Origin of the sequence: Streptomyces sp. NPDC048111, assembly GCF_043202815.1 — a bacterium.
In the GTDB taxonomy this organism is placed as follows: Bacteria; Actinomycetota; Actinomycetes; order Streptomycetales; family Streptomycetaceae; genus Streptomyces.
In genome coordinates, this window is record NZ_JBIDBD010000008.1 from 1 (window position 1) to 20,908 (window position 20,908).

At 73.6% G+C, this 20,908-nt stretch carries 16 protein-coding genes, 1 rRNA gene and 1 pseudogene; 13 read left to right on the forward strand and 5 right to left on the reverse strand.

Annotation, left to right across the window (positions count from 1 at the left end; translation table 11 throughout):
* The 3 genes and pseudogenes from rrf to ACGF3I_RS16020 form a co-directional block, all read left to right on the forward strand.
* Positions 1-92 (forward strand): 5S ribosomal RNA (rrf, locus tag ACGF3I_RS16010); the annotation flags it as partial.
* Positions 93-229: 137 nt separating this feature from the next.
* A pseudogene (locus ACGF3I_RS16015) lies at positions 230-1,507 on the forward strand (hypothetical protein); the annotation flags it as partial.
* Positions 1,508-1,717: 210 nt separating this feature from the next.
* Entirely contained in the window at positions 1,718-2,626 is a 909-nt protein-coding gene (locus tag ACGF3I_RS16020; protein ID WP_393132754.1) for a hypothetical protein, read from the forward strand.
* 214 nt (positions 2,627-2,840) lie between these two features.
* Here the strand turns inward: ACGF3I_RS16020 and ACGF3I_RS16025 are convergent, their stop codons facing one another.
* Positions 2,841-4,124 (reverse strand): DUF1015 domain-containing protein, encoded by a 1,284-nt coding sequence (locus ACGF3I_RS16025; protein ID WP_393132305.1) that lies wholly within the window; start codon positions 4,122-4,124, stop codon positions 2,841-2,843.
* Positions 4,125-4,196: 72 nt separating this feature from the next.
* Between ACGF3I_RS16025 and ACGF3I_RS16030 the strand changes: the two genes are divergently transcribed.
* From ACGF3I_RS16030 to ACGF3I_RS16050, 5 genes are all read left to right on the forward strand, one after another.
* Positions 4,197-5,225, forward strand: a complete 1,029-nt coding sequence (locus ACGF3I_RS16030) for an HAD-IIA family hydrolase (protein WP_393132307.1) — start codon at positions 4,197-4,199, stop codon at positions 5,223-5,225.
* Between the two features lie 189 nt (positions 5,226-5,414).
* Positions 5,415-6,473: an iron chelate uptake ABC transporter family permease subunit gene (locus ACGF3I_RS16035; RefSeq protein WP_393132309.1), complete on the forward strand. Its 1,059-nt coding sequence runs from the start codon at positions 5,415-5,417 to the stop codon at positions 6,471-6,473.
* A gap of 50 nt (positions 6,474-6,523) precedes the next feature.
* Positions 6,524-7,498: a FecCD family ABC transporter permease gene (locus tag ACGF3I_RS16040; protein WP_393132756.1), complete on the forward strand. Its 975-nt coding sequence runs from the start codon at positions 6,524-6,526 to the stop codon at positions 7,496-7,498.
* An 18-nt stretch (positions 7,499-7,516) separates the two neighbouring features.
* Positions 7,517-7,816, forward strand: coding sequence for a hypothetical protein (locus tag ACGF3I_RS16045; RefSeq protein ID WP_393132311.1), 300 nt, complete (start codon positions 7,517-7,519; stop codon positions 7,814-7,816).
* A complete protein-coding gene (locus tag ACGF3I_RS16050; RefSeq protein ID WP_393132313.1) occupies positions 7,765-8,565 on the forward strand; it encodes an ABC transporter ATP-binding protein in 801 nt (266 codons plus the stop codon). The genes ACGF3I_RS16045 and ACGF3I_RS16050 overlap by 52 nt, the downstream gene beginning before the upstream one ends.
* A gap of 554 nt (positions 8,566-9,119) precedes the next feature.
* Here ACGF3I_RS16050 and ACGF3I_RS16055 read toward each other — a convergent pair.
* Complete coding sequence (locus ACGF3I_RS16055; RefSeq protein WP_393132315.1) at positions 9,120-9,467, reverse strand: SCP2 sterol-binding domain-containing protein; 348 nt, start codon at positions 9,465-9,467, stop codon at positions 9,120-9,122.
* 42 nt (positions 9,468-9,509) lie between these two features.
* Here ACGF3I_RS16055 and ACGF3I_RS16060 point away from each other — a divergent pair, with 42 nt between their 5' ends.
* From ACGF3I_RS16060 to ACGF3I_RS16070, 3 genes are all read left to right on the forward strand, one after another.
* On the forward strand, positions 9,510-9,830 hold the full coding sequence (locus tag ACGF3I_RS16060; protein ID WP_393132317.1) for a hypothetical protein: 321 nt from the start codon (positions 9,510-9,512) through the stop codon (positions 9,828-9,830).
* 93 nt (positions 9,831-9,923) lie between these two features.
* Positions 9,924-10,739, forward strand: a complete 816-nt coding sequence (locus tag ACGF3I_RS16065) for a TlyA family RNA methyltransferase (protein WP_393132319.1) — start codon at positions 9,924-9,926, stop codon at positions 10,737-10,739.
* A 17-nt stretch (positions 10,740-10,756) separates the two neighbouring features.
* Positions 10,757-11,689, forward strand: a complete 933-nt coding sequence (locus ACGF3I_RS16070) for an NAD kinase (RefSeq protein ID WP_393132758.1) — start codon at positions 10,757-10,759, stop codon at positions 11,687-11,689.
* Between the two features lie 86 nt (positions 11,690-11,775).
* Here ACGF3I_RS16070 and ACGF3I_RS16075 read toward each other — a convergent pair whose 3' ends face one another.
* Positions 11,776-13,128 carry an FtsX-like permease family protein gene (locus ACGF3I_RS16075; RefSeq protein WP_393132321.1) on the reverse strand — a complete coding sequence of 451 codons (1,353 nt, stop codon included), beginning with the start codon at positions 13,126-13,128 and terminating at the stop codon, positions 11,776-11,778.
* A gap of 260 nt (positions 13,129-13,388) precedes the next feature.
* On the opposite strand from ACGF3I_RS16075, the gene recN reads away from it, so the two are divergent.
* Together recN and ACGF3I_RS16085 are read left to right on the forward strand one after the other, a co-directional pair.
* The gene (gene recN, locus ACGF3I_RS16080; protein ID WP_393132760.1) at positions 13,389-15,107 is read left to right on the forward strand and encodes a DNA repair protein RecN; all 1,719 of its coding nucleotides are present in this window, start codon (positions 13,389-13,391) and stop codon (positions 15,105-15,107) included.
* A 691-nt stretch (positions 15,108-15,798) separates the two neighbouring features.
* Positions 15,799-16,878 (forward strand): glycosyltransferase family 4 protein, encoded by a 1,080-nt coding sequence (locus ACGF3I_RS16085; RefSeq protein ID WP_393132323.1) that lies wholly within the window; start codon positions 15,799-15,801, stop codon positions 16,876-16,878.
* 22 nt (positions 16,879-16,900) lie between these two features.
* On the opposite strand, the gene ACGF3I_RS16090 is transcribed toward ACGF3I_RS16085, so the two are convergent.
* Positions 16,901-18,538, reverse strand: a complete 1,638-nt coding sequence (locus ACGF3I_RS16090) for a PucR family transcriptional regulator (protein ID WP_393132325.1) — start codon at positions 18,536-18,538, stop codon at positions 16,901-16,903.
* A 198-nt stretch (positions 18,539-18,736) separates the two neighbouring features.
* The gene (locus ACGF3I_RS16095) at positions 18,737-20,542 is read right to left on the reverse strand and encodes a glycoside hydrolase family 15 protein (RefSeq protein WP_393132327.1); all 1,806 of its coding nucleotides are present in this window, start codon (positions 20,540-20,542) and stop codon (positions 18,737-18,739) included.
* Positions 20,543-20,908: the final 366 nt, after the last annotated feature.

Consider the following 20,908-nt stretch of genomic DNA (forward strand, 5'->3'; position numbering starts at 1 on the left):
CGCCCGGTTACATTCCGAACCCGGAAGCTAAGCCTTTCAGCGCCGATGGTACTGCAGGGGGGACCCTGTGGGAGAGTAGGACGCCGCCGAACAATATTTCAGGACCCTTGGTCCCAGCGTTCACGCTGGGACCAAGGGTCCTTTTTGTTTTTCCGCTCTGTTTTGCCGAAGCGCGTCGGGCAGCCGACTGCGCGAGAATGACTGCAGTACCCGAAGACTAGGAGTCACGATGTCCCCCAACTCTCCCGACGACCGTCCGGAGCGCGAGCCGCGCCGTCAGGACGGTGGCGACCGGGGCGGCTACCGCGGTGGTCGAGACGACCGCGGTCCGCGTCGTGACAACGACCGGGGTGGCTACGCCGGGCGTCGTGACGACAGTCGTGGTGGCTCCTCCGGCGGTGGCTACGCCCGCCGTGACGACCGCGGCGGCCGTCCCGCCGGCGGTGGCTCGTCTTCGTACGGTGGCCGTCGCGATGACCGTCCGGCTCCGCGTCGTGATGATGACCGTGGCGGGTTCCGTCGCGATGACAACCGCGGTGGCGGTGGCTTCGCCGGGCGTCGTGATGACAACCGTGGCGGGTCGTCTTCGTACGGGCGTCGTGATGACCGTCCGGCTCCGCGTCGTGATGATGACCGTGGCGGGTTCCGCCGGGACGACAACCGTGGTGGCGGCGGTGGCTACGCCGGCCGCCGTGACGACAACCGCGGTGGCGGTGGCGGGTACGCCGGGCGTCGTGATGACCGTCCGGCTCCGCGTCGTGATGATGACCGTGGCGGGTTCCGCCGCGATGACAACCGTGGTGGTGGCGGCGGTGGCTTCGCCGGCCGCCGTGACGACAACCGTGGTGGGTCGTCTTCGTACGGGCGTCGTGATGACCGTCCGGCTCCGCGTCGTGATGACGACCGTGGTGGGTTCCGTCGGGACGACAGCCGTGGTGGTGGCGGCGGTGGCTTCGCCGGGCGTCGTGATGACAATCGCGGTGGGTCGTCTTCGTACGGGCGTCGTGATGACCGTCCGGCTCCGCGTCGTGATGACGACCGTGGTGGGTTCCGTCGCGACGACAACCGTGGTGGCGGTGGCTTCGCCGGGCGCCGGGATGACAACCGTGGCGGCTCGTCCTCGTACGGGCGTCGTGATGACCGTCCGGCTCCTCGCCGCGACGACGACCGCGGTGGCTCGTCTTCGTACGGTCGTCGTGACGATCGTCCGGCTCCGCGTCGTGATGACGATCGTGGTGGGTTCCGTCGCGATGACAGCCGTGGTGGTGGCTTCGGCGGGCGTCGTGATGACAACCGTGGTGGGTCGTCTTCGTACGGGCGTCGTGATGACCGTCCGGCTCCGCGTCGTGATGACGACCGTGGTGGGTTCCGTCGGGACGACAGCCGTGGTGGTGGCGGTGGCTATGCCGGGCGGCGCGACGACCGTCCCGCTCCTCGCCGCGATGACGAGCGCGGTGGCTCGTCTTCGTACGGGCGTCGTGATGACCGTCCGGCTCCTCGCCGCGATGACGACCGTGGTGGGTTCCGCCGGGACGACCGCGGTGACCGTGGCGACCGTGGTGGCTATCGCGGGCGCGACGACCGTCGGGACGACCGGGGTCGCGACGAGCGCGGTGGCTATGGCCGCCGTGACGACCGTGACCGGGACCGCGACCGCGAGCCCGTCAAGCGGCTGCCGATCGACGAGGACATCACCGGCGACGAGATCGACGCCGATGTGCGCCAGGAGCTGATGAGCCTGCCCAAGGGGCTCGCCGAGGACGTGGCGAGCAACCTGGTGATGGTGGCGCGGCTCATCGACGAGGAGCCCGAGCAGGCCTACGCCTACTCCCGCATCGCGCTGCGCCTCGCCTCCCGTGTGGCCGCCGTGCGCGAGGCCGCCGGCTTCGCCGCGTACGCCACGCAGAAGTACTCGGAGGCGCTCGCGGAGTTCCGTGCCGCGCGCCGGATGACCGGGACCGTTGAGCTGTGGCCCGTCATGGCGGACTGCGAGCGCGGGCTCGGCCGTCCCGAGCGGGCGCTGGCCATGGCCGGTGAGCCCGAGGTGCAGAAGCTGGACAAGGCCGGCCAGGTCGAGATGCGTCTGGTCGCGGCCGGCGCCCGCCGGGACATGGGGCAGCTGGACGCCGCCATCGTGACCCTGCAGAGCCCCGAGCTCGCGTCCAACTCCGTCCAGCCGTGGACCGCCCGCCTGCGCTACGCCTACGCCGACGCGCTGCTCGCGGCGACGCGTGAGGACGAGGCCCGTGAGTGGTTCGCCAAGGCGCTCGAGGCCGACAAGGACGGCTCGACCGACGCCTCCGACCGGCTCGCCGAGCTCGACGGTGTCGACTTCGTCGACGCCATGGTCGAGGACGATGTCGAGGCGAACGACGGCGTGGACGCGCCCCGTTCCGAGGTCCAGGACGGCCCCGAGATCGAGGACGCGCCCGAGTTCGACGACGAGGGCGAGGAGGAGGACGACTTCGAGGGTGACGACGCCGATGTCGCCGCCACCGCCGAGATCGTCGACGCCGACCTCGTGGAGCCCTCGCCGGGTGAGGCCGCCGCGACCGCGCCGGTCGAGAAGGACGCCGAGGACGCCGACGCCGCCAAGGACGTCGCCAAGGGTGACAAGAGCGCCTGATGGTCCTGGCGCCCGGCGTCGGATGACGGTTGGCGGGTTCTGACGGTCGGCGGTGTGATGTCGTCGGATGTCAGTCGTCAACCGTCAGCCGTCAACTGCCGGGTGTCGGCGGGCGCTTGAGGGACAGCGCAGGCCGACTGCACGACGAAGAGGCGGTACCCGAACCGGGTACCGCCTCTTCGTCGTGCAGTCGGCCGTATTCAGTCGGCCCTGTTCAGTTGACCGTCAGGCTGCGCAGGACCAGGCCCGTGGCCGGCTTCGGGCCGAACGACGTCGACTTGCGCGGCATCGTCACGCCCTGGCGGGCCAGCTCCCGGACGACCTCCTCGCGTACCGGGTGCATCAGGACCGCCGTCTTGCCGTGGCGTTCCGCCTGTTCGACGGCGGCGGCCGTGTCATGGATGTACGCGATCTCGTCGGGGGTGTCGGGGATGCGCCAGATCTCGTCCAGCAGCGTCGAGTGGAGGACCGTCGCGTCCAGCGAACGCCAGGCCGGCGGGCGGTCGGCGCGGATGGTGCGGGCGAGCAGCGCCTCGTCCGGGCGGTCGAGGAGGTGGAAGCGGCCGTCGCCGGCGAGCAGGAAGGCGTTGCCCTGCTGGGCCGCCTCTGCGAGGACGTCCATGGCGTGCGCCAGGGGCACGTCGAGGGTGCGGACGCGGAAGGCGCCCGCCTCGGTGACCGCCGCGAGGGCCCCGGACACCGGCAGGCGGTGCAGCAGGCGGTGGATGGCGCGGACGCGCAGCGGGTAGCGGACGGTGTCCACGAGGAGGACGAGTCCGAAGTCCCAGGGGCCGGGGGAGCTTTGTTCGTCGCGCAGGCGCAGATAGGTCGCCCAGCGGTGGTGGCCGTCGGCGATCACCGCCTGGTGGTGGGCGAGGTCGGTCCGGACCTCGGCGAGGTCGGCCGGATCCGTGAGCGCCCACAGCCGGTGGCGGAAACCGTCCTCCGTGGTGGTGCGCAGCAGTGGCTCGCGCTCGATCGCGCGGTCGATGACGGCGGTCGCGCCGTGCGTGGTGCCGTCGCCGCGGTAGGTCAGCAGGAGGGGTTCGAGGTGGGCGGCGGTGGTGCGCATCAGGGCCGCGCGGTCCTCGACGACGTGCGGCATCACGTCCTCGTGCGGCAGGACGATGCCCTCGGCCGGTTCGGAGAGCGCGAGGGCGCCGATGATGCCGCGTTGCAGGATGCCGTCGCCCTCCTGCTCGTACACGTAGAGGGCGGGCTGCGGGTCGGGGGCGAGGACGCCCTCGTCGAGCCAGTCGTCCAGGGTCAGGGCGGCCTGCTGGTTGCGGGCGGCCGGGGAGGCGGCCTGCGGGAGGATCAGCCGGACGATGTTGTACGGGTCCGCCGATTCCAGGTGCAGCAGCCCGTCGGGGCGTACGACGACGTCGTACGGCGGTGAGGTCACCGCCGCCAGGCTGCCCACCCGCTCGGGAACATAGCGCAGTCCGCGGAACGGGATCAGGCGCAGCCCGAGGTCCGCACGCCCAGTTGTGCTCATCTGGGCATCGTATGTGGGGGACGGGCATGCGCGATGATCGGGGGGAGAGCGTCGATCGAGGAGTGGATGAAGATGAGCCAGACCGGCCGGATCATGCCGAGCGGCAGCGAACGGGCGCTGAACGAGGCGTACGACACCGCCCTGCTGGATCTGGACGGGGTCGTCTACGCGGGCGGCGAGGCGATCGACCACGCCGTGGACGCGCTGGACCGGGCGCGGGACGGCGGGATGCACCTCGCGTATGTGACCAACAACGCGCTGCGGACGCCGGACGCGGTGGCCGCGCATCTGAGCGAGCTCGGGGTGCCGGCCGAGGCGTCCGATGTGATCACCTCGGCGCAGGCCGTCGCGCGGCTCGTGTCCGATCAACTGCCCGAAGGGTCAAGGGTGTTGCTCATCGGGGGCGAGGGGCTCCGGGTCGCGCTGGAGGAGCGGGGGCTGGTGCCGGTGGAGTCGGCGGACGACGATCCGGCCGCGGTCGTGCAGGGTTATGGGGGTCCGGACATCACCTGGTCGCGGTTTGCCGAGGCGTCCTACGCGGTGGCGCGCGGGGTGCCGTGGTTCGCGTCCAACACCGATCTGACGATTCCGAGCGGGCGGGGCATCGCGCCCGGCAATGGCGCCGCGGTGGAGGTGGTGCGGATCGCGACGGGGGCCGAGCCGCAGGTGGCGGGCAAGCCGCTGCCCCCGATGCACCGCGAGACCGTGCTGCGCACGGGCGCCGAGAAGCCGCTCGTGGTCGGGGACCGTCTGGACACGGACATCGAGGGCGCCTTCAACGGCGGCGTCGACTCGCTGCTGGTGCTGACCGGTGTCACCGACGGCGCCCAGCTCCTGGCCGCGCGTCCCGAGCACCGGCCGACGTTCGTGGACGCGGATCTGCGCGGTCTGCTGGCCGGGCAGCCCGAAGTCGGCGAGAAGGACGGCCGGTTCGGGTGCGGGGGGTGGACCGCGTCCGTGGCCGACGGCGGGTTTGCGCTGGACGGCGACGGGGAGGCGATGGACGGGCTGCGGGCGCTGTGCGCGGCGGCCTGGAGCCATGCCGGTGACGGTGTCTGCGAGCTGGACGCGTCCAAGGTGCTGGAGCGCCTCGGGCTGTAGGCGGCCGGGGGCTCGGCCGGAGCCGGCCGGGGGATCGGGTGGCAGCCGGCCGGTAGGCCGGCGCGGGCTGATTTCCGGCGTGCCAGGGGTCGCGAGCGTACGGGGAAGGGCCTCGGGGCCCGGCCTTGCGGTGTGGTGCGTTGCCGGGGGCATGCCAGGTAAAGTGCAGGGTAGGCTAACCTAACTTCCGTGTTGGTAGACAGTCCTCCTCAGCAGCGCGGCGGCACCACGTCCGCGCTCCCGGCCGCCTCCGCGAAGCGCCGTACGCTGCGCGCCGCGGGCCTGGCCGGGTCCGTGGGCGTGCTCGCGCTCGTCGCCGTCGCCAGCATCGCGGTCGGCGCGAAACCGATGCCGCTCGGCGACGTCTGGCACGGCCTTTTCCACGGGTCCGGCACCGCCAACGACGTCCTCGTCCATGACGTACGGGTGCCGAGAACGCTGCTCGGGCTGCTCGTCGGGGCGGCGCTCGGACTGGCCGGTGCGGTGATGCAGGCGCTCACCCGCAACCCGCTCGCCGAGCCCGGCGTCCTCGGGGTCAACGCGGGGGCGGCGGCGGCCGTGGTCTCCGCCATCAGTTTCCTCGGGGTCAACTCGTTCACCGGATATGTGTGGTTCGCGTTCCTCGGTGCGGGTGTGGTCTCGGCGGCGGTGTATCTGCTCGGCGGCAGCCGGGCCGCGACGCCCGTGCGGCTCGCCCTCGCCGGCACGGCGGCCGGCGCCGCGCTGTACGGCTACATCAACGCCGTCCAGCTCACCGACTCGGCCGCCCTCAACCAGCTGAGGTTCTGGCAGGTCGGGTCGCTGGCCTCGGCCGACATGGCGACCGTCCGCAAGGTCACGCCGTTCATCGTCGTGGGCGTCGTCGTGGCCCTGCTGCTGGCGCGCCCGCTCAACGCGATGGCCATGGGCGACGACACCGCTCGCGCGCTGGGCGCCCATCTGACCCGGACCCGCGTCGCCTCGATGGTCGTGATCACCCTGCTGTGCGGGGCCGCGACCGCCGCGTGCGGGCCGATCGTGTTCATCGGGCTCATGGTCCCGCACATCGTCCGGGCCATCACCGGACCCGACCTGCGGTGGATCCTGCCGTACGCGGCCGTGCTCTCGCCCGTCCTGCTGCTCGGCTCCGACGTGGTCGGCCGGGTCGTCACGCGGCCCGCCGAACTCCAGGTCGGCATCGTGACGGCGCTCATCGGCGGGCCCGTCTTCATCCATCTCGTACGGCGCAGGAGGATGGCCCAGCTGTGAAGGCGATACGTACCCCCGGAGGCCTCTCCTTCCGGGCCGAGCCGCGCGCGATGATCGTGGTGGGCGCCCTCGCGGTGCTGGCGCTCGCGGCCGCGGTCGTCCTGATCGGCACCGGTGACTTCACCATCGCGCCGGGCGACGTCGTCAGCAGCCTGCTCGGTTCGGGCACGCCCGCGCAGGACTTCGTCATCAACGAGCTGCGGTTGCCGCGCGTACTCGTGGCACTCCTGGTGGGGGCCTCGCTCGGCATCTCGGGGGCGCTGTTCCAGTCGATCTCCCGCAATCCGCTGGGCAGTCCGGACGTCATCGGCTTCGGGCAGGGCTCGTCGGTGGGGGCGCTGACCGTCATCGTGCTCTTCCAGGGCGGCGCCGTCGCCGTCTCCCTCGGCGCGCTGGCCGGCGGGCTCGTCACCGGCGTGGCCGTCTACCTCCTCGCGTGGAAGAAGGGCGTGCACGGCTACCGTCTGGTGCTCGTCGGCATCGGCGCCGCCGCCATGCTCACCGCCGGGATCCACTACCTGCTCACCAAGTCGACGCTGGTGGACGCGGCTCGCGCCATGGTCTGGCTCACCGGTTCCCTCGACGGGCGCGACTGGGCCCAGGTGTGGCCGCTGCTCGTGCTGTTCGTGGTGCTGCTTCCGGTCGTGCTCGTGTACGGGCGGGGGCTGCGGATGCTGGAGATGGGCGACGACGCGGCGTTCGCGCTCGGCGTGCCCGTGCAGCGCACCCGTACCGTCCTGATGCTCTGCGCGGTGCTGCTCAACGCCTCGGCGACCGCGGCGGCCGGGCCCATCTCCTTCGTCGCGCTGACCGCGCCCCAGCTGGCCCGCCGCCTGACCCGGGCCACCGGTCCGAACATCCTCGCCTCCGCGTGCATGGGCGCGGCGCTCCTGGTCGTCGCCGACTGGGCCGCGCAGCGGCTGTTCGGCGGGACGACGCTGCCGGTGGGGGTGCTGACGGGGATGGTCGGCGGGGTCTATCTGCTGTGGCTGCTCGTCACTGAGCGGCGGGCCGGGCGGATATGAGGGGGCGAGTGGGCAGGCTTGGTGCTGGTGCTGGTGCTGGTGCTGGTGCTGGTGCTGGTGCTGGTGCTGCTGGTGCTGCTGGTGGTGCTGGTGACGTGCGTGGTGTCGGCAGTGCTGGTGGTGTGCGTGGTGCCCGCAGTGCTGGTGGCGCGGGGGGTGCCGGCGGTGGGGAGTTCCGGGCCGGCTGCTCGTCGGGGCGCCGTTTCGATTCGCCGCCTCACCCCAACTCCCTTACGGCTTACGGTTCTTCTGGCAGGAGTACGAGCATGCAGCGCCTCAGCGCCGAATCGGTCACCCTCGGCTACGACCAGCGGGTGATCGCCGAGGATCTGTCGGTGGAGATCCCCGACCACTCCTTCACGGTGATCGTCGGGCCCAACGCCTGCGGCAAGTCCACGCTGTTGCGGGCCCTGTCCCGGATGCTCAAGCCGAACCAGGGGCGGGTGCTGCTCGACGGACAGAGCATCCACTCACTGCCCGCGAAGAAGGTCGCCAGGACGCTCGGGCTGCTGCCCCAGTCCTCCATCGCGCCGGACGGCATCACCGTGGGGGACCTCGTCGCGCGCGGGCGCTACCCGCACCAGGGGCTGCTGCGGCAGTGGTCGCCCGAGGACGAGCGGATCGTCCAGGAGTCCATGGAGGCGACGGGGGTCGGCGGGCTCGGGGAGCGGTACGTGGACGAGCTGTCCGGCGGGCAGCGCCAGCGCGTCTGGATCGCCATGGCGCTGGCTCAGCAGACGCCGCTGCTGCTGCTCGACGAGCCCACGACGTTCCTGGACATCCAGCACCAGATCGAGGTCCTCGACCTGTGCGCGCAGCTCCACGAGGAGCAGGGGCGCACGCTGGTCGCCGTGCTGCACGACCTCAACCAGGCGGCTCGGTACGCCTCTCATCTCATCGCCATGCGGGAGGGGGAGGTGGTGGCCCAGGGGGCGCCGGGTTCCGTGGTGACTGCGGAGCTGGTGGAGCGGGTGTTCGGGGTGCGGTGTCAGGTGATTCCGGATCCTGAGACGGGGACGCCGTTGGTGGTGCCGGGGGCTCCGCGGCGGGGGGTGTGCGCGGGGTGACCCCCGGGGGGCTTGGGGTTTCGGCCCCGGCCGGGGGGGGCTTGCCCACCCGCCCGCCCGTGCAGCGGGGTTGCGTCAGCTGAGCCCTGGGGCTGCGCCCCAGACCCGCTGAGGGGCTCCGCCCCTCGGACCCCGGCGGGGCTTCGCCCCTGCACCCCCGGGGGGCTTGCCCACCCGCCCGCCCGTGACGGGGGTCGGATAGGCCCGGCCCCTGGGGCTGCGCCCCAGACCCGCTGAGGGGCTCCGCCCCTCGGACCCCGGCGGGGGCTGCGCCCCCTGCACCCCCTATCGCGCCTGAACGGCGCTCGTCCTCAAACGCCGGACGGGCTGAGGATGCCGGTGCTGGCCCGCACCGTACCGCTAAGGGGCGCGGGGAACTGCGCGAGTAGCGACCGCGGCCCGCAGGCGACCGAGGGGTTGGGGGCGCGGGGAACTGCGCGAACTCCGGGTACTCCCAATACCGCCAGGGGCGCGGGGAACTGCGCGAAACCCCGGGCACCCCCAGCGCCCCCAGCACCCCCACGGGCGCGGGCCCGGGATGGCCCTGTGGGGGGTCAGAGCAGGGTGCGTAGGCGTAGGAGGTCTCGGAGGCCGGCCTCCAGGCGTACCCTTCCCGCGCCCCACGCCCGCGCGAAATTCAGCGCGCCCCCCACCAGGGCCACCAGATCATCACTCGTCATCGCCAACCGGATCTGCGCCTTCTGCGCCGGCGGCCCCGCCGCGGTGTCGCGTACCTCGATGCGTCCGTCCTTCAGGCGGCCCGAGAACGTCGTGTCCAGGTCCGTGATGTGGCAGCTCAGCGAGCGGTCGAGGGCCGCCGCCGCGCGGGCGTCGCCGTCCGCGCGGGCCAGATTGTCCGAAAGTCTGTCGAGTGCGCGGCGGCACTCCTCCATGGTCGCCATCGGGACCGACCGTACCTCAGGGCTTCGCGGTAGCGTCTTGGCATGAGTGACTCGACGCCCGGCCCGCAGGGCCCGCCCTCCGTCACGGCGCCCTCCGTCACGGCGCCCCCCGCCGCTGCGCCGTCCGACGAGGGGATCGCCGCGCTCGGGGTCGCCCGGACGCCCACCGGGGACGCCCGGGTCGACGGGCTGGTCGATCGGCTCGGTGATCTGGACCACCTCGGTACGGACGAGCACCTGGAGGTGTACGAGGATGTACACCGGGGGCTGCGCGACTCACTGACCGCGCTGGACACCCCCCGGCCGGGAACCTCCGGGCCGGTCCGGGCGTTGGCCGACCAGGTGGGCGACCGGCGGCCCTGAAGCCCGCCCGCCGGATTCCGATCAAGAACGCCGATCACGATGTCCGATCGCGCGCGCCGATCACGAACTACGACTACAGGAGCTGAACCGAACGTGGCAGGAGTGGCACGCCGCCGCCTCGACGCCGAGCTGGTGCGCCGGAAACTCGCCCGGTCGCGGGAGCACGCCGCCCAGCTGATCGCCGCGGGGCGGGTGAGCGTCGGCAAGACCGTCGCCACCAAATCCGCGACCCAGGTCGAGACCGCTGCCGCCATCGTCGTCGTCGAGGACGACAGCGATCCGGACTACGTCTCGCGCGGCGGGCACAAGCTGGCCGGGGCGTTCGAGGCCTTCGTCCCGCAGGGGCTGAAGGTCGAGGGGCGCCGGGCGCTCGACGCGGGGGCCTCCACCGGCGGCTTCACCGATGTGCTGCTGCGCGCGGGGGCCGGCCACGTCGTCGCCGTCGACGTCGGCTACGGGCAGCTCGCCTGGTCCCTGCAGAGCGACGAGCGGGTCACCGTCAAGGACCGTACCAATGTGCGGGAGTTGACCCTCGAAGACATCGACGGCCGGCCCGCCGACCTCGTGGTGGGGGACCTCTCCTTCATCGCGCTCGGTCTCGTACTGCCCGCCCTCGTGCGCTGTTCGGCGCCCGACGCCGACCTGGTGCTGATGGTCAAGCCGCAGTTCGAGATCGGCAAGGATCGGCTCGGCAGCGGCGGCGTCGTGCGCAGCCCGGAGCTGCGGGCCGAGACGGTGCGGACGGTGGCGGCCCAGGCCGCCGGGCTCGGCCTCGGCGTGGCCGGGGTCACCGCGAGCCCGCTGCCCGGGCCCTCCGGCAACGTCGAGTACTTTCTGTGGCTGCGGGCCGGGGCGCCCGCGCTGGATCCCGCGGACGTGGAGCGCGCAGTGGCGGAGGGACCTCGTTGAGTTCGTCAAGGAACGGCCTGGGGGACGACCCGGGCAGCAGGCCCGAGGACGGCGCCGCGGCGCGGACCGTCTTCCTGCTCGCGCACACCGGGCGGCCCGCGGCCATCCGCAGCGCGGAGCTGGTCGTACGGGGCCTGCTGCGCAGCGGTCTCGGCGTACGGGTGCTGAGGGCGGAGGCGGACGACCTGCCGCTGCCCGCCGACGCGGAGATCGTCGAGGACGCCACGCCCGAGTGCCTGGACGCCTGTGAGCTGCTCATCGTCCTCGGCGGCGACGGCACGCTGCTGCGCGGCGCGGAGCTGGCCCGGGCGTCGGGCGTGCCCATGCTCGGCGTCAACCTGGGGCGTGTCGGCTTCCTCGCGGAGGCCGAGCGCGACGACCTCGACAAGGTCGTCGACCGGGTCGTGACGCGGGCCTACGAGGTCGAGGAGCGGATGACGCTCGACGTCCTGGTGCACAACAACGGTGATGTCGTGCACCGGGACTGGGCACTGAACGAGGCCGCCGTGCAGAAGGTCTCGCCCGAGCGGATGCTGGAGGTCGTCCTGGAGATCGACGGCCGGCCCGTCACCGGGTTCGGCTGTGACGGCATCGTGTGCGCGACGCCGACCGGGTCGACCGCGTACGCCTTCTCGGCCGGCGGGCCGGTGGTGTGGCCCGAGGTTGAGGCGCTGCTCATGGTGCCGATCAGCGCGCACGCCCTGTTCGCCAAGCCCCTGGTCACCTCGCCCACGTCGGTGCTCGCGGTGGAGGTCCAGCCGCACACGCCGAACGGGGTGCTGTGGTGCGACGGCCGCCGCACCGTCGAACTGCCGTCGGGCGCGCGGGTGGAGGTGCGGCGCGGCGCCGTTCCGGTACGGCTCGCGCGGCTGCACCACGCCTCGTTCACCGACCGGCTGGTGGCGAAGTTCGCCCTGCCGGTGGCGGGGTGGCGCGGCGCGCCGCACTGACCTGGCCGAGCATGACCCTGCCGACCGTCACCCGGCCGAGCCCCACTTGGCCGACCTGACCGCCGGTCCGTACGCGGTGGTCCGATTCAGGACGCGGCCAGTGTCCTGATCGCCCGCCGGCGCAGCGCGGACCGCACCGGTATGCCCGTGGCCAGCAGGGTCAGGGCCAGGGTGGCGCCGGCTACGGCGAGCGCGGCGGGCCAGGGCAGGTAGGGGATCCACGAGCCGAACGCGGACGCCAGCATCGGTGCCAGGGTCGCCAGGGCGACCGCCGCCCCGAGCACCAGGGCCGTGGCCGCCACGATGCCCGCCTCCCACGCCGCCATCGAGCGGACCTGGCCCGGCAGGGTGCCGACCACGCGGAGCAGCGCTATGTCGCGGCGCCGCTCGAAGGAGATCATCGCCAGGGTGTTGGCCGCGGCGATCGCGGCGAAGCCGGCGTACAGACCGGTCCCGAAGTAGTCCAGCCAGACCTCGCCCGTGCTGCCGGGCGACCCCGTGCGGTACGCCGCCGTCGTGTGCATCGCGATCTTGGTGAGTCCGAAGCCCGTGACCAGGACGAGCGGCACCACCGCGGCCGCGAAACGGCGCGGCTGCGAGCGGACGTTGAGCATCGCCAGGCGTGCGCTGCCGCCGAACCGGCGGGCCGGCGCCGAGACCAGCCACGCGGCCGGGCCCACGATCCTCGGGCCGAGCAGCCCCGTGCCGGCGCAGAAGAGCAGCAGCACGAGGAACGAGGCCTGCGCCGCGTCGTCGGACGACTGGTGGGCGAGCGCCACGGACAGGCCGACGCCGCCCGCCACCGCCAGCACGCCGAGCGGGGCCCGCACCCGGCCGAGCCCGCGCCGGCCCGCGGAGGCCTCGTCGAGGGCCCGGGCCGGGCGCAGCAGCGAGAAGCGCAGCGAGGCCAGGAGCGCGGCGAGGGCCGAGGTGACCACGGCGACGGCCAGGCACACGGGCAGCGCGAGCCAGCTGAAGCGGTACGTCACCTCGGCCGGGACGAGTCCGTGCGCGCGCAGCCCCGCCAGCCAGACCCGGCTCACCAGGCCGCCGCCGAGCAGGGACCCGGCGAGCGCGGCCGGCACCGCGGCGGCCACCGCCTGGACCACCACGGCCCGCCGCACCTGCCGGGGCCGGGCGCCGATGGCCCGTACCAGCGCGAGTTCGCGGTGCTGCTGGGTCACCGCGGTCCCCATGGTCGAGGCGATCACGAAGATCGACAAGTAGATGGAGCCGATCAGCATCACGACTCCCGTGTCCCCGACGCCGTTCGCGGCGAGCGCGGCGCGCGCGGGCGCGGACAGGCCCTTGGCCGAGGTGCTGACCAGCAGGGTCATCGACGCGCTCACCACGGTGGCCGCGAACAGCGCCGCCACGAACGTCCCGGCGAACGCCGGGCGGTGGCCGCGCAGGGCGGAGTGGGCCAGTCCTGTACTCATGTGCCAAGCCTGGCGGGCACGGAGGTGCCGGGACCATCCGGCCGGCCCCATGATCATGCTGTGGTTTTCCCCCGTGTCCGGGGTTCGGGCTCCACGGGCGCGCGGGGGAGTGCGTGCACGAGGGGTGCGGGAGAGCGTGTGAACGCGGGGCGCGGACGGGGGACGAGAACGTGCACGAGTGGTGCACGAGAGGGTGACGGGCCGGGGGGCGTCGCACACAGGGCCCCGGACCTCGTAAGGTCGTGTCCGTGTTGGAGGAGATGCGGATACGGTCGCTCGGGGTCATCGACGATGCTGTCGTCGAGCTGTCACCCGGTTTCACCGCGGTGACCGGCGAGACCGGCGCGGGCAAGACCATGGTCGTCACCAGCCTGGGGCTGCTGCTCGGCGGACGGGCCGACCCCGCGCTCGTGCGGATCGGCGCCAAGGCGGCGGTCGTCGAGGGGCGGATCGCGCTGCGGCCCGGCACCTCGGCGGTGCTGCGCGCCGAGGAGGCCGGGGCCGAGCTCGACGACGGGGCGCTGCTCGTGAGCCGGACCGTTTCCGCGGAGGGCCGCTCCCGGGCGTTCCTCGGCGGGCGTTCGGTGCCGGTCGGCGTGCTGTCCGAACTCGCCGACGAACTCGTCGCGGTGCACGGCCAGACCGACCAGCAGGGCCTGCTGCGTCCGGCCCGGCAGCGCGAGGCACTCGACCGGTACGCCGGAGACGCCGTGGCGGGCCCGCTCGCCAAGTACGCGGGCGCCTACCGGCGGCTGCGGGCCGTCGCCGTCGAACTGGAGGAGCTGACCACGCGGGCGCGCGAGCGTGCCCAGGAGGCGGATCTGCTGCGGTTCGGCCTGGACGAGATCGCCGCCGTCGAGCCGCTGCCCGGCGAGGACGCCGAACTCGCCGCCGAGGCGGAACGGCTCGGCCACGCCGAGGCGCTCGCCTCCGCCGCGGCCCTCGCGCACGCGGGGCTGGCCGGCAACCCCGAGGACCCGGAGAGCGTGGATGCCACGACCCTGGTCGCCGGGGCGCACCGGGCGCTCGAATCCGTACGGTCGCACGACCCGGCGCTCGCGGCGCTCGCCGAACGCATCGGCGAGGTCGCGATCCTGCTCGGGGACGTGGCCGGGGAACTGGCCGGATACGCCGACGACCTGGACGCCGACCCGCTGCGGCTCGCCGTCGTGGAGGAGCGCCGGGCCGCGCTGACCGCGCTGACCCGCAAGTACGGCGAGGACATCGCGGCCGTGCTCGCCTGGGCGCAGGAGAGCGCGGCGCGCCTGACCGAACTCGACGGGGACGACGACCGGATCGAGGAGCTCACCGCCGAGCGGGACGGGCTGCGCGATGAACTCTCGGTCCTGGCACAGGAGTTGACCGACGCCCGCACCGAGGCCGCGGCCCGCTTCGCCGAGGCCGTCACCGCCGAACTCGCCTCGCTCGCGATGCCGCACGCCCGGGTGTCGTTCGCGGTCGGCCAGAGCGAGGACCCGGACGGCGTCGAGGTCGGCGGGCGCACCGTGGCGTACGGGCCGACCGGCGCCGACGAGGTCGAGCTGCTGCTCGCCCCGCATCCCGGTGCGCCGCCCCGGCCCATCGCCAAGGGTGCGTCCGGCGGTGAGCTGTCGCGGGTGATGCTGGCGGTGGAGGTCGTCTTCGCGGGCACGGATCCGGTGCCGACGTACCTCTTCGACGAGGTCGACGCGGGGGTCGGCGGGAAGGCGGCGGTCGAGATCGGCCGGCGGCTCGCCAAGCTCGCCAAGTCCGCGCAGGTCGTGGTGGTCACGCATCTGCCGCAGGTCGCGGCGTTCGCCGATCGCCAGCTGCTGGTCGAGAAGACCCACGACGGTACGGTCACCCGGTCCGGGGTCACTGTTCTCGAGGGTGAGGAGCGGGTGCGGGAGCTGTCTCGGATGCTGGCGGGGCAGGAGGACTCCGAGACGGCGCGGGCCCATGCCGAGGAGCTCCTCGCGACGGCCCGCGCGGACGGGTAGCCCCTTCCGGCCCGGCCCGGCCCCGGCCCGGCGCTTTTCGCCCCTTCGGCCCCTTCGGCCCGGCTTTTTCGGTCCGTTGCGTGCGGGCGGTTCGGCTGTGTGCCGGTGGGGTCGTCGGGTGCGGGTCGTGGGCTGTTGCGCAGTTCCCCGCGCCCCTGGGGGTGGTTGCTGTGGGGGGTTGTGTGCGGGTTGTGGTGGGCTCATCGCGCAGTTCCTCGCGCCCCTGGGGGGCTTGCGTCCCCTGTGGGTGCGGGTTGTGGTGGGCTGGTCGCGCAGTTCCTCGCGCCCCTGGGGGGCTTGCGTCTCCTGAGGGTGCGGGTTGTGGTGGGCTGGTCGCGCAGTTCCTCGCGCCCCTGAGGGGGGCCTCGCGTCTCTGCGCGTGCGGGTTGTGGGTGGCTGGGCGCGTAGTTCCTCGCGCCCCTTAGCGGGGTGGGGTGTTGCGCCCCCCTGGGTGTGCGGGCTGTCGGGGCGGGGGGCAGTTCCTCGCGCCCCTGGGGGCTGGGGGTGTCGTCGTCGGGGTTCCGCGGCACGTGCGGGGTTCACTCGTGCGGGTGGTGTCGGGGTGCTGGGTTCGGGCGGCGCGGGGCGGGGGAAAGCGCGGGCGGTGACGGAACGGTCGTGCGGGCTGGCATTCTGGCCGGGTACCACCGACCCCCATTCGCCGACTCCGCCGCTCCGGGAGCCTGTTCACGTGTCACAGCTGCGTACGGTCCAAGTGCTGGGCGGCGGCAGTGCGGGCAGCAGCGCGCATGTCAGGTCGCTCGCGGCCGGTCTGGTCGCGCGGGGCGTGCGCGTCACCGTGTGCGCCCCCGCCGAACTGGAGCGGGAGTACGACTTCCGCGCGGCCGGGGCGCGTTTCCTGGCGGTGCCGCGCCGCGGGGACGCCGCCGCGATCGGGGTGCTGCGCGGGGTCTGCGCCGAGGCCGACGTGGTGCACGCGCACGGGCTGCACGCGGCCGTGCGCGCGGCCCTCGCGCTGCGCGGGCGCCACGGCGTGCCGCTGGTCGTCACCTGGCACACCCGCTCGCACGCCGAGGGCGCCCGGGGCCAGGTGCTGCGGCTGCTGGAACGGCGGGTCTCGCGGGCCGCGTCCGTGGTGCTCGCCACCTCGTCCGACCTCGTCGACCGGGCCCGTCGCCGCGGCGCGCGCGACGCGCGCCTGGCGCCGGTCGCCGTGCCCGCGCCGCGTCTGGCCGCCGGGACCGCCGACGACAAGGCGCGGGCCGAACTGGGCGCCGTGGAAAGGCCGTTGGTGATGGCGGTGGGGAGCCTGGTCGCCCACCGCGGCTATGAGCTGCTCCTGGACGCCGCCCGCGTCTGGCGCGACCTGGACCCGGCGCCGCTGCTCGTGATCGCGGGGGAGGGCCCGGGGCGGGCCGACCTGCAGCGCAGGATCGTCGGCGAGCAGCTGGCGGTCCGGCTGATCGGGCGGCGCGAGGACATCACCGAACTGCTCGCCGTCGCGGACGTCGCGGTGCTGCCCAGCCGCTGGGAGGCCCGCTCGCTGCTCGCGCAGGAGGCGCTGCGCCTGGGGGTGCCGCTGGTCGCGACGGCCGTCGGCGGGGTGCCCGAACTGGTGGGGGACGCGGCCGTGCTGGTGCCGTACGGGGACGCGGAGGCGCTCGCGGACGCGGTCACCGCCCTGCTCGGGGATCCGCGGGCGCGGCGCGCCCTGGCCGAAGCCGGACCCGTACAGGCCGCGAGCTGGCCGACGGAGGACGAGACGGTCGCGCAAGTCCTGGCCGTGTACGACGAGTTGACCGGGCCGTAGGGCCGACCGTCGCCGCCGCGCGTTACTGGCCGGCCGCGTGCCGGCGGGCCCGCAGCGCGAGCGAGAGGGCGAGGACCGTCTGCGGGTCGTCCAGGTCGGTGCCGAGGAGGTCCGCGATGCGGGCCAGCCGGTTGTAGAGGGTCTGCCGGTTGAGGTGGAGCTCGCGAGCGGTCTCGGCCTTGCGGCCCGCGTGGGCGAGATAGGTCTCCAGGGTCGGGAGCAGGGCCGGGCGCGAGGCGCGGTCGTGTGCCTGGAGCGGACCGATCGCCCGCTCCACGAACGCCGCGAGGTCGGGGTGTTCGCGCAGCCGCCAGAGCAGCAGGTCGATGTCCAGGCGGCGGGCGTCGTACCAGGGCCGTTCGGGCAGCCCCTGCGCCGCGGCCGCGGTCTCCGCCGCGTGCCGCAGCCCGGCGCCGGCCGCCGCCCAGCCGCCGGCCACCCCCACCACGACGACCGGCTGCGTCCCGGCCCGCGCGCCCATCAGCCCGGCCCGCTCCACCCCCGCCCGCAGGGCCGCCGCGACCCGGTCGGCGACCGCGGTGCGCTCGGACTCCGAGCGCAGGCACAGCAGCAGCGGCACCCGGCCCTCGACGGGCCGTACGCCGAGCAGCACCGGGACGCCCACCGACGACAGCTCCTCCAGGACGGCCCGTGCCAGGACCGCCCAGTTGCCCGTCGGGGACAGTTCGGAGGCCAGGCGCATCACGACCGGCAGGAGCGGGCCGTCGCCGGGCTTGAAGCCGAGGACCTTGGCCTGGGCCGGGGCGTCGTCGGGGGTGATGCGGCCCTCGGCGAGGTCGGTCAGGAAGTCGCCGCGGCCGCGCGCGGCCAGCTCCTCCTCCTGGCGGGCCTGCATGAGGACGACCGCGAGGATGCCCGCGGCCCGCTCGGCCGCCATCCGGTGCACCGGCAGCAGGGGCGGGCCGACCGCGAGCAGCGCGATGCGGGCCCTGACCGAACCGGTGCCGGGCCCCCCGCCAGGGACGTCCACCAGGACCGCCCCGGCCGGCGGACCCGAGGCGCGGGCCTCGCGCTGGCCGCGCAGCCCCTCCCACACCTGGAGCGGGTCCGCGGCGGCCTCGCCCGCCTCGCAGGCCGCGGCGTACAGGAGCTGTCCGTCAGGGGTCTCCAGGAAGACGGGGTTGGCGGTGAAGTCGGCCAGGATGCCCAGGACTTGGGGGATGCCGCCACCGCCGAGCAGTGCCCCGGTGCACCGCCGGTGGACCTCCTCGGCGCGTTGCAGCAGGGCGTAGTGGCCGTTGACGATCTCGGTGTGGATCTCCTCGGTCACCGTGACGAACGGCACCTCGCGGTGCAGCTGGACCAGGGGGAGGCTGGCGGCCCGCGCGGTCTCCACGAGGGTGGCCGGAAGCCGGGCGAAGCGGGGGCCGAGTTCGACGACGAGGGCCGCGATGCCCCGCTCCGCGAGCCGCCGCACGAACGCGCGCTGTTCGGCGGGGCGGGTGCCGAGGCCGAGGCCGGTGGTCAGGAGCAGCTCGCCGCCCTTGAGCAGGGACGCGATGTTGGGCACCTCGCCCGCGTGCACCCAGCGCACCGTGCGCTGGAGCCGCTCGGCGCCCGCGACGACCTCCGGGAGACCGCCGCGCAGCCCCGGCAGTTCCAGGGCCCGCTGCACGGTGATCCCGCCCTGCGTGTCCACTGCGCCCACCTCTCGTCCTGCGGGACCCGGAGCCCGGTTCCCGGGGACGACACCGCATGCGGCGGACGCTACCCGCGCTGTCGCGCCGCCGCTCGCCCCTTGTGGCGCACGTCACGCGGGCCGGGCGGGCGCCCGGGCGCGTCGCCGCCGGGCGCCCGGGGCGCGGGCCCGGCCCAACTGGCCCCGGGGGCGCGCCCGTCAGCCGCCGTAGGCGCCGGACGCGGTGAGCCGCAGGGCGGTGTCGATGAGCGGGACGTGGCTGAAGGCCTGCGGGAAGTTGCCGACCTGGCGCTGGAGGTGCGGGTCCCACTCCTCGGCGAGCAGGCCGAGGTCGTTGCGCAGGGCGAGCAGCTTCTCGAAGAGCTTGCGGGCCTCGTCGACCCGGCCGATCATCGCGAGGTCGTCCGCCATCCAGAACGAGCAGGCCAGGAACGCGCCTTCCTCGCCCGCCAGGCCGTCCAGGTTGTCCGAGCCGCCGCCCGTGGTCGGGTAGCGCAGGATGAACCCGTCCGGGGTGGACAGCTCGCGCTGGATCGCCTCGATCGTGCCGATCACGCGCTTGTCGTCCGGCGGCAGGAAGCCCATCTGCGGGATGAGCAGCAGGGACGCGTCCAGTTCCTGGGAGCCGTAGGACTGGGTGAAGGTGTTGCGCTCCTTGTCGTAGCCCTTCTCGCACACGTCCCGGTGGATGTCGTCGCGCAACTGGCGCCACTTGTCGAGCGGGCCGTCCGCGTCGCCGGACTCGATGAGCTTGATGGTGCGGTCGACGGCCACCCAGGCCATCACCTTGGAGTGCACGAAGTGGCGGCGCGGGCCGCGCACCTCCCAGATGCCCTCGTCCGGCTGGTCCCAGTGGCTCTCCAGGTAGCGGATCAGCTTGAGCTGGAGCAGCGAGGCGTAGTCGTTGCGGGCCAGACCCGTCATGTGCGCCAGGTGCAGGGCCTCGGTGACCTCGCCGTACACGTCGAGCTGGAGCTGGTGGGCGGCGCCGTTGCCGGCCCGTACCGGCGTCGAGTTCTCGTAGCCGGGCAGCCAGTCCAGTTCGGTCTCGCCGAGCTCGCGCTCGCCCGCGATGCCGTACATGATCTGGAGGTTCTCGGGGTCGCCCGCCACCGACCTGAGCAGCCACTCGCGCCAGGCGCGGGCCTCCTCGCGGTAGCCGGTGCGCAGCAGCGAGGACAGGGTGATCGCGGCGTCCCGCAGCCAGGTGTAGCGGTAGTCCCAGTTGCGTTCGCCGCCGATGTGCTCGGGCAGCGAGGTGGTGGGCGCGGCCACGATCCCGCCGGTCGGGGCGTAGGTGAGCGCCTTGAGGGTGATCAGGGAGCGGACCACGGCCTCGCGGTAGGGGCCGTGGTACGTGCAGTGCTCCACCCACTCGCGCCAGAAGTCCTCGGTCGCCTCCAGGGACGCCTCGGGCTCCGGCAGCGCCGGCGGCTCGCGGTGCGAGGGCTGCCAGCTGATGGTGAAGGCGATGCGCTCGCCGGGCGAGACGGTGAAGTCGGAGTACGTGGTGAGGTCCTTGCCGTACGTCTCGGCCTCGGTGTCCAGCCACACGGAGTCGGGGCCCGCGACGGCCACCGTGCGCGTGTCGACCTTGTGCACCCAGGGCGTGATCCGCCCGTAGCTGAAGCGCATGCGCAGCATCGAGCGCATCGGGACCCGGCCGCTGACGCCCTCCACGATGCGGATCAGCTGCGGGGCGCCGTCGCGCGGCGGCATGAAGTCGATCACGCGGACCGTGCCGCGCCGGGTGTCCCACTCCGATTCCAGGATGAGCGAGTCGCCCCGGTAGCGCCGGCGGTCGGCGGTCGGCGGCGCCTCGTCGGCGCCGTGGGCCGGGCCGATGCGCCAGAAACCGTGTTCCTCGGTGCCGAGCAGTCCGGCGAAGACGGCGTGCGAGTCGAAACGGGGCAGGCAGAGCCAGTCCGCCGTACCGTCCCGGCAGACCAGGGCGGCGGTCTGCATGTCTCCGATGAGTGCGTAATCCTCGATGCGCCCGGCCACGTGCAATCTCCAGTCGAACGGCCACGTCGCCCCTCGGGGCGCTTACAGCGACAGCGGTCAAGGGTTCGCCAACGAGCGTATGTTCCGGATGACGGGCTGGGTGGTGCCGTGCTACCAGCTGGCTCGGCAAGCGAGTGTCCGAGCAGGATACGACGCACCCCAGTGATCCGCTGGAGCCTTCCTGGAACCGTACTGGGCCGAACGAGTGAGGCTCGTACTCAGGGCTGACCAGCGGCATACAGAGCGTGGCCGGACGCGGTCTCCCGCTGGCGCTGATACCCTGGTAGCCCGTGGCCGGGTGCTGAAAAAAGCCCCGAACCGCAGCGACGGCAGCCCTCTGGATCCGGCGGATTCCCGCACACGATC

Coding starts and splice junctions, on each gene's coding strand:
- ACGF3I_RS16025 (WP_393132305.1), bottom strand. CDS start 4,124: ATGAGCACAACTGGGCGTGCGGACCTCGGGCTGCGCCTGATCCCGTTC.
- ACGF3I_RS16030 (WP_393132307.1), top strand. CDS start 4,197: ATGAGCCAGACCGGCCGGATCATGCCGAGCGGCAGCGAACGGGCGCTG.
- ACGF3I_RS16040 (WP_393132756.1), top strand. CDS start 6,524: ATGATCGTGGTGGGCGCCCTCGCGGTGCTGGCGCTCGCGGCCGCGGTC.
- ACGF3I_RS16050 (WP_393132313.1), top strand. CDS start 7,765: ATGCAGCGCCTCAGCGCCGAATCGGTCACCCTCGGCTACGACCAGCGG.
- ACGF3I_RS16055 (WP_393132315.1), bottom strand. CDS start 9,467: ATGGCGACCATGGAGGAGTGCCGCCGCGCACTCGACAGACTTTCGGAC.
- ACGF3I_RS16060 (WP_393132317.1), top strand. CDS start 9,510: ATGAGTGACTCGACGCCCGGCCCGCAGGGCCCGCCCTCCGTCACGGCG.
- ACGF3I_RS16075 (WP_393132321.1), bottom strand. CDS start 13,128: ATGAGTACAGGACTGGCCCACTCCGCCCTGCGCGGCCACCGCCCGGCG.
- recN (WP_393132760.1), top strand. CDS start 13,389: ATGCGGATACGGTCGCTCGGGGTCATCGACGATGCTGTCGTCGAGCTG.